Raw genomic sequence first — 7,090 nt, forward strand, 5'->3', positions numbered from 1 at the left:
CTCCAGCAGAAGATCGTCTCCCTCCAGCAGGAGGACAAGCGGGAGCACGGCGACTACGAGGCCCGGATCAGGGTCTTCGCCGCCCACGCCTTCGCCGGCTGACCCCCGGCGGGCTCGCCGGAGGCGGCGGGAATGCGCTAGCCTAACGATCGTTCAGGTCGGTCGGTGCGCTCACGAGGCGGCCGGTGGCGAGGGAGACGGCGTGACGCTCGACGGTGAGGCACTGGAGCAGCTGCGCAAGCGCGCCAAGGCCGGCGGTGCGGACAAGTACCACGCGGCGAACGCCGCCAAGGGCAAGCTGTTCGCCCGCGAGCGGGTCGCGCTCCTGGTCGACGAGGGCTCCTTCGTCGAGGACGGCCTGTACGCCAACGCGCTGGCCGAGGGCCTGCCCGCCGACGGCGTGGTCACCGGCACCGCCACCATCGACGGCCGGCAGGTCTGCCTGATGGCGAACGACTCCACGGTCAAGGCCGGCAGCTGGGGTGCGCGTACCGTCGAGAAGATCATCCGGATCATCGAGCGGGCGTACGCGACCGGTGTGCCGATGGTCTACCTGGTCGACTCGGCCGGGGCCCGGATCACCGACCAGGTCGAGCTCTTCCCCGGTCGGCGCGGCGCCGGCAAGATCTTCTGGAACCAGGTCCGCGCCTCCGGCTCGATCCCGCAGGTCTGCGCCCTGTTCGGGCCGAGCGCGGCGGGCGGGGCGTACATCCCGGCGTTCTGCGACGTGGTGGCCATGGTGGACGGCAACGCCAGCATGTATCTCGGCTCCGACCGGATGGTCGAGATGGTCACCGGCGAGAAGACCACCCTGGAGGCGATGGGCGGGGCCAAGGTGCACTGCGCCGAGTCGGGCGTCGGGCACTTCCTCTGCAAGACCGAGGCCGAGGCGCTCGACGTGGTCAAGCGCTACCTGTCCTACCTACCGGCGAACTGGCAGCAGCAGCCGCCGACGGCACCCGCCAAGGACGCGCCGGAGAAGGCCGACCTGGCCGCGCTGGTCCCGGCCAGCGAGCGGCAGGCCTTCGACATGCGCCGGTACGTCAAGGGCCTGCTCGACGAGGGCAGCTTCTTCGAGATCCAGGCGCTCTGGGCCAAGGAGCTGACCATCGGGTTCGGCCGGCTGAACGGCGAGGTCGTCGGCGTGGTCGGCAACAACTCGATGTTCAAGGGCGGCGTCCTCTTCGTCGACTCGGCCGACAAGGCGAGCCGGTTCGTGCAGCTCTGCGACGCGTTCAACGTGCCGCTGCTCTTCCTGTCCGACGTGCCCGGGTTCATGGTCGGCAGCGCGGTGGAGAAGCAGGGCATCATCCGGCACGGCGCCAAGATGATCACCGCGATCTCCGAGGCGACCGTACCCAAGATCTGTGTGGTGGTGCGCAAGGCGTACGGCGCGGGCCTCTACGCGATGGCCGGCCCCGGTTTCGAGCCGGACGCCACGATCGCCCTGCCCACCGCCAAGATCGCGGTGATGGGCGCGGAGGCCGCGGTCAACGCGGTCTACGCCAACAAGATCGCCGCCATCGAGGACGAGACCGAGCGGGCCGCCTTCGTCGCGGCGAAGCGCGAGGAGTACGAGCGGGACATCGACATCGTCCGGCTCGCCAGTGAGCTGGTGGTGGACGCCATCGTCGAGCCGCACGAGCTCCGCGCCGAGCTGGTCCGCCGGTTCGCCGCGGCGCGGGGCAAGGAGCGGCACTTCGCCCGGCGCCGCCACGGCGTCACCCCGGTCTGAGCAACCCCGCAGCAGGATCCGGCCGGGCGTCACGAGCGCCGGGCGGACCATCCACACAGGAGGATCAGATGGACTTCCGGCTCAGCGAGGAACAAGAGGCGCTGCGGGAGAGCGTGCGGGACTTCGCCCGCGAGGTGGTCGCCCCGGCCATCGCCGAGCACTACGAGCGGCACACCTTCCCGTACGAGATCATCCGCCAGATGGGCAAGATGGGCCTGTTCGGCCTCCCCTTCCCCGAGGAGCACGGCGGGATGGGCGGCGACTACTTCGCGCTCTGCCTGGCCCTGGAGGAGCTGGCCCGGGTCGACTCCAGCGTGGCGATCACCCTGGAGGCCGCGGTCTCGCTCGGCGCGATGCCGATCTACCGGTTCGGCACCGACGCGCAGCAGGCGCAGTGGCTGCCGAAGCTGCTCAGTGGTGAGGCGCTGGCCGGCTTCGGGCTGACCGAGCCGGGCTTCGGCTCCGACGCGGGCGGCACCCAGACTCGGGCCGTCCTCGACGAGCGGACGAACGAGTGGGTGATCAACGGCTCGAAGGCGTTCATCACCAACTCCGGCACCGACATCACCGCGCTGGTCACCGTCACCGCGGTCACCGGGACCAATCCGGACGGCTCGAAGGAGCTGTCCACCATCATCGTCCCGTCCGGGACGCCGGGTTTCACCGTCGCGCCCGGCTACTCCAAGGTCGGCTGGACCGCCTCGGACACCCACGAGCTGACCTTCGACGACTGCCGGGTGCCGGCGGAGAACCTGCTCGGCCAGCGCGGCCGCGGCTTCGCCCAGTTCCTGCGCATCCTCGACGAGGGGCGGATCGCCATCGCCGCGCTCGCCGTCGGCCTCGCCCAGGGCTGCGTCGACGAGTCGATCAAGTACGCCAAGGAGCGCCAGGCCTTCGGCCAGCCGATCGGCAACTACCAGGCGATCCAGTTCAAGATCGCGGACATGGAGCTGAAGGCGCACACCGCCCGGCTGGCGTACTACGACGCCGCCGCGCGGATGCTGGCGGGCGAGCCGTTCAAGCGGCAGGCGGCGATCGCCAAGCTGCACGCCAGCACCATCGCAGTGGACAACGCCCGCGAGGCCACCCAGATCCACGGCGGCTACGGCTTCATGAACGAGTACCCGGTGGCCCGGTTCTGGCGGGACGCCAAGATCCTGGAGATCGGCGAGGGCACCAGCGAGGTGCAGCGGATGATCATCGCTCGCGACCTGGGCATGTGAGACGCACGCCGGACGGCTCGTCCGTCTGTCGGATATCCGCGCCGGACGGTCGGCTGCCCGACGATCGGCTGTAACGCGTCGGACCCGATCCGTACTCTTCGTGCCCATGACTCCCGATCATGATCGTTCGCGGAGCCCGGCTGTTCGTACCCCGTTGTCCGATCTGCTGCGCGGGCACCGGCTCGCCGCCGGCCTGACCCAGGTCGAGCTGGCGGCGCGGGCCGGCGTCGGGGTGCGGACCGTCCGCGATCTGGAGCGCGGCCGGTCGGCGCGGCCCCAGCGCACCACCGTCGACCTGCTCGCCGCCGCGCTCGGCCTGGCCGGCGCCGGCCGGCAGGCGTTCCTCGCCGCCGCGCGGCCGGCCCCGGCCGCCGCGGCCCCTCCGGCCGCGCGGCAGCTCCCGGTCGCCGGTGCCGCCGCCTCCCCCTCGGGTACGCCGATCACGCTGCCCCAGCCCGTCCCGCTGCTCGGGCGCGACCGGGACGTCACCGAGGTGGCCGCCCTGCTGGACGCCGACCATCCGGTGGTGAGCCTGGTCGGCCTGGCCGGGGTCGGCAAGACCGCCCTCGCCCTCGCCGTGGCCTACGCGGTCGCCGACGACCACCCGGCGGGCGTCGCCGGAGTGCTGGTCGGCGAGGGCTCGGACGCCAATGACGTGCTCGCGGCCTCGGTCGCCGTCCTCGGGGTGAACCGGCTGGCCGACCTGGCCTGCCAGCTCGCCGACCGGCCGGCCCTGCTGCTGGTCGACGCGGTGGAGCGGGCGCCGGAGCCGGTGGCCGAGGCGCTCGGTGCCCTGGTCTCCGCCGCGCCGACCCTGCGGGTGCTGGTCACCGGCCGCCGACCGGTCGGCCTGCCCGGTGAGCTGGTCCGTCCCGTCGCCCCGCTCGACGTACCGCCGGTCGGCGTCACCCCCACGGACCCGGCGGAGCTGGCCCGGTGGCCGGCCACCGCGCTCTTCGCCGCCCGGCTCGCCCAGGCGCGGCCCGAGCCCCCGACCCCGGCCGAGCTGCCGGCGCTCGCCGCCCTGGTGCGCCGCCTCGGCGGACTGCCGCTGGCCATCGAGCTGATGGCGGCCCGGGGCCGGATCCTCGACGTCACCGAGCTGCTCGACCGGTACGGCGACCGGGTCCTCGACCTGACCACCGGGGGTCGCTCGGGCTGGCGGCCGGCCGACCGGCCCGCCGCCTCGGTGACCCTGAGGGAGGCGGTGGCGACCAGCTACCGGCTGCTCGCCGGGGAGGAGCGGGCCGCGCTCCGGCGGCTCGCCGCGTTCCGTAACCGGTGGTCGGTGGAGCTGGCCGAGGAGTTGCTCGCCGACGGCGGCGACCGGGCGGACTGCGTCCCGTTGCTGGACCGGCTGCGGGAACTCGGCCTGCTCAGCGTCCGGGGCGCCGGCCCGTTCCGGTTCCGCCTTCTCGACGCGGTCCGGGACTTCGCCGCGGAGCAGGCCGCCGGCGAGGGGGAACTGGCCCGGATCCGGTACCGGCACGCCCTCGTCGTCGCCGGGCTGGTGCGCCGGACCGCCCCCGGCCTGGTCGGCGCGGACGTGTCCGGCGCGGTAGGGGTGCTGGACGAGGCGACCAGCGACATCATCGCCGCGCTGGGGTACGCCGCCGAGCACGACCCGGTGACCGCGCTGCGGCTGGCGGCGTCGCTGCCGCGCTGGTGGCGGCTGCGCGGCCGGGACATCTCCGGACGGCGGTGGCTGCGGCGGCTGCTGGCCGATCCGCGTACCGCCGACGCCGATCCCGTCCTGCGGGCCTGGGCCATGCTCGGGGCGGCCCGGCTGGCCCTCGAGCACGGCGAGGGGCCGGAGGTGTTGCCGGGGGCGCGGGCCGCGCTGGCCGTCTTCAGCGCGGCCGGGGAGGTGACCGGTGAGCTGTCGGCCCGCTCGGTGCTCTGTGCGCTGCTGCCCGCCGTCGCGGCCCACGATGAGGCCCGGGAGCAGGCGCAGGCGCTGCTGGAGGCGGCCACCCGGCACGGCCGCGTACGCGAGACCGCGGTCGCCCAGACGCACCTGACCTGGCACGACGTCCGAATGGGCGACCTGGCCGGGGCGCGTCGCCGACTCGCCACCGTGGACCGGCTGGCCGCGGAGTGCGGGGAGCACCGGCTCCGCCTGCAGGCCCGGGCCAACCTCGCCGAGGTCGCCCGCCTCGAGGGCCGGTACGTCGACGCCGTCGAGCAGGGGCGGCGGGTGGTGGCAGCGCTGGCCGGACCGGGCGATCCGGGGCAGCGCCGGCGGACGCTCGGCACGGTCGGCCTGGCCCTCGCCGAGGAGGGACGGGCGGCGGAGGCGCTGGAGGTGGTGGCCGAGCTACGGCGCGCCCTCCCCGTGCCGGGCCAACGGTCGCCGGTCGGGGTGGGCCACGCCAGGCCGGACCGGACGCGCCGGCCGGAGGACACGGTGTGCGCGTTGATCGAGGGCCAGCTCGCACTGCGCCGCGGGGATCGGGAGCTGGCGGCCGAGTGGTTCGAGGCGGCTGCCGCCACAGCGGTCGACGGCCGCGACCGGCGGGACCTGATCGAGGCGCTGGTGGGCCTCGCGGCGAGCACCGCGGACGTGGCGGTGCTGGACCGGCTGGATCGGGCGCGCCGGTCGAGCGGCATCAGCCTGCTGCCCCGCGAGGAGGAACTGCTCTACGCGCTGGTGGCCGGTCGCGGTCGCCCCTGACCGCCCGTGCGTGCCCGCTGAGGCGAGGGGAGCGGGGGTGGCGCGAGCGAAGAAGCCCCCTGGTGTTGCCCCTCGCTCATCGCTCGCGCCGGCACCCCCCGGTGCGCCCCCGCTCGTCCGGAAGCCTATCCAGGGCGCGTAGGCGAACTGGGCGATTCTGCGGGGATATGCGCGGATGCCAAGGTCGTTCTGCCGGTCTTTCTGCCGGTCGCGTGGCTCAGCAGCCGGTCGGGGCGTGGGCCGGGGCCGGGTCCGTGCTCCCGGCGGTCGCCCCCGGGTGGACCGCGTCGCGGACCCGGCGCAGGCCGTCGAGGAGGGAGGCCAGGGCCGCCGGCTCGAGCTGGCCGGTGAACCACTGCTCGATGATCTGCAGGTGCCCTGGCAGGGTCTCGTCCAGCCGGGCCAGGCCGGCGGCGGTGACCACTGCGTACGAGCTGCGCCGGTCGGAGGGGCAGGCGCGGCGGCGCAGCAGACCGTCGCGTTCCATCCGGTCGACCACCCGGGTCACCCCGCTGGTGGAGAGGGAGGTCTGGGCGGCGAGGTCGGTCATCCGCAGCTGATGTCCCGGTGAGCGGGCGAGCCGCATCAGCACCTCGAACTCGACCGGAGAGAGGCCGTGCTCCTCGAACTGGGCGGCGAACCGGGCCGACAGCCCGGCGCTCGCCTCGAAGAGCAGGCCGATGGCGGTGATCCGGGGGTCGTCGAACACGTTCTGGTCCACGTCTACATCCTAGCAGTCCTTGACACAGGGAATATTGCTGTGCCTATAGTTGCTCAGTCAGTCGTTGGGCTACTAAACAATCTCCCCTGGAGGACAGCACCATGACCAGCAGCACCGAAGCGGTTACCCGCGACTGGGAAGGCCTCACCATCCCGACCGCCGGCACGTACCTGCTGGACGTCGCGCACAAGCGCGTCGGGTTCGTCGCCCGGCACATGATGGTCAGCAAGGTACGCGGTGAGTTCGCCGAGGCGACCGCCACGATCACCGTGGCGGAGGACCCCATGCAGTCCTCGGTGACGGCCACCATCCAGGCCGCCAGCATCAACACCGCCCAGGCCGACCGTGACGCCCACCTGCGCAGCCCGGAGTTCCTCGACGTCGAGCAGTTCCCGACCCTGGAGTTCCGCAGCACCGGCGTGAAGTCCCGCGACGGCAACGAGTTCGTCCTCTCCGGCGAGCTGACCGTCAAGGGCGTCACCCGCCCGGTCGACCTCGAGGTCGAGTTCGAGGGTGTCGGTCGCAGCCCGTTCGGCCAGGACATCTTCGGCTTCTCGGCGAGCACCGAGATCGACCGTGAGGACTTCGGCCTGACCTGGAACGTCGCCCTGGAGACCGGTGGCGTCCTGGTCGGCAAGAAGATCAAGATCGAGATCGAGGGCGAGGCCGTCCGCCAGGCCTGATCTCCCCGTACGCCGCACGGGCCCGTGCCGTCAGTCGCCGGCACGGGCCCGGTT

Annotated in this window: 5 protein-coding genes; 4 read left to right on the top strand and 1 reads right to left on the bottom strand. The window is 73.3% G+C overall.

The window, feature by feature from the left end:
- Positions 1 to 202: 202 nt before the first annotated feature.
- From ACWEVO_RS25165 to ACWEVO_RS25175, 3 genes are all read left to right on the top strand, one after another.
- The gene (locus ACWEVO_RS25165) at positions 203 to 1,735 is read left to right on the top strand and encodes an acyl-CoA carboxylase subunit beta (RefSeq protein WP_452309981.1); all 1,533 of its coding nucleotides are present in this window, start codon (positions 203 to 205) and stop codon (positions 1,733 to 1,735) included.
- Positions 1,736 to 1,803: 68 nt separating this feature from the next.
- Positions 1,804 to 2,958 (top strand): acyl-CoA dehydrogenase family protein, encoded by a 1,155-nt coding sequence (locus ACWEVO_RS25170; protein WP_452309982.1) that lies wholly within the window; start codon positions 1,804 to 1,806, stop codon positions 2,956 to 2,958.
- A 106-nt stretch (positions 2,959 to 3,064) separates the two neighbouring features.
- Positions 3,065 to 5,632, top strand: coding sequence for an ATP-binding protein (locus tag ACWEVO_RS25175; RefSeq protein WP_452309983.1), 2,568 nt, complete (start codon positions 3,065 to 3,067; stop codon positions 5,630 to 5,632).
- A gap of 217 nt (positions 5,633 to 5,849) precedes the next feature.
- Here ACWEVO_RS25175 and ACWEVO_RS25180 read toward each other — a convergent pair whose 3' ends face one another.
- Positions 5,850 to 6,353 carry a MarR family winged helix-turn-helix transcriptional regulator gene (locus tag ACWEVO_RS25180; RefSeq protein WP_452309984.1) on the bottom strand — a complete coding sequence of 168 codons (504 nt, stop codon included), beginning with the start codon at positions 6,351 to 6,353 and terminating at the stop codon, positions 5,850 to 5,852.
- 101 nt (positions 6,354 to 6,454) lie between these two features.
- Here ACWEVO_RS25180 and ACWEVO_RS25185 point away from each other — a divergent pair, with 101 nt between their 5' ends.
- Positions 6,455 to 7,036 carry a YceI family protein gene (locus tag ACWEVO_RS25185; protein ID WP_452309985.1) on the top strand — a complete coding sequence of 194 codons (582 nt, stop codon included), beginning with the start codon at positions 6,455 to 6,457 and terminating at the stop codon, positions 7,034 to 7,036.
- The last annotated feature ends 54 nt before the right edge of the window (positions 7,037 to 7,090 follow it).

The sequence above is a fragment of the Micromonospora sp. NPDC003776 genome (genome assembly GCF_053605645.1).

Bases quoted from the DNA above. Each gene is read 5' to 3' on its own strand.
- ACWEVO_RS25170 (WP_452309982.1), top strand. From the start codon at position 1,804: ATGGACTTCCGGCTCAGCGAGGAACAAGAGGCGCTGCGGGAGAGCGTG.
- ACWEVO_RS25175 (WP_452309983.1), top strand. From the start codon at position 3,065: ATGACTCCCGATCATGATCGTTCGCGGAGCCCGGCTGTTCGTACCCCG.
- ACWEVO_RS25185 (WP_452309985.1), top strand. From the start codon at position 6,455: ATGACCAGCAGCACCGAAGCGGTTACCCGCGACTGGGAAGGCCTCACC.